Source organism: Mesorhizobium sp. M8A.F.Ca.ET.207.01.1.1, assembly GCF_004794715.1.
In the GTDB taxonomy this organism is placed as follows: domain Bacteria; phylum Pseudomonadota; class Alphaproteobacteria; order Rhizobiales; family Rhizobiaceae; genus Mesorhizobium.
Map to the genome: position 1 here is coordinate 1 of NZ_SRUS01000310.1, position 337 is coordinate 337.

At 66.2% G+C, this 337-nt stretch carries 1 protein-coding gene; it reads right to left on the reverse strand.

The window, feature by feature from the left end; translation table 11 throughout:
- Window positions 1–337: RES family NAD+ phosphorylase (locus tag EN850_RS34690; protein ID WP_136093011.1), on the reverse strand; the 337-nt coding region annotated here is incomplete at both ends.

A 337-nucleotide genomic window follows, 5' to 3' on the forward strand; every position in this document is an offset into this window, starting at 1 on the left:
CTGGCAGGCGGTGTAATCGGTGGGCTGCGTCCAGGCCTTCTCGTCGCGATCGAGCGGCGGCCGCGTCAGGTCGATCGCGCGCCGGCATTTGATCGCGGCGGCGAAGGCGGTGTATTCCGCCGCGTCGTTCGGCCATGGCGTCGCCGGCGATTCGGCAAAGAACAGCAAGCGGTAGAAGGCCATCTCCGCCACCGCCGTCAGCACTGTCTCGGTCGCGTAGTAGACGCCTTTGGTCTTGCCCGCGCGACGGAAGCGCGAGCCGTATGGATAGACGGAGCCGTAGCGGAAAGGCGTCGCCAGCAGATAGTGGAGGTGGCGGCATTCCAGCGGGATATGT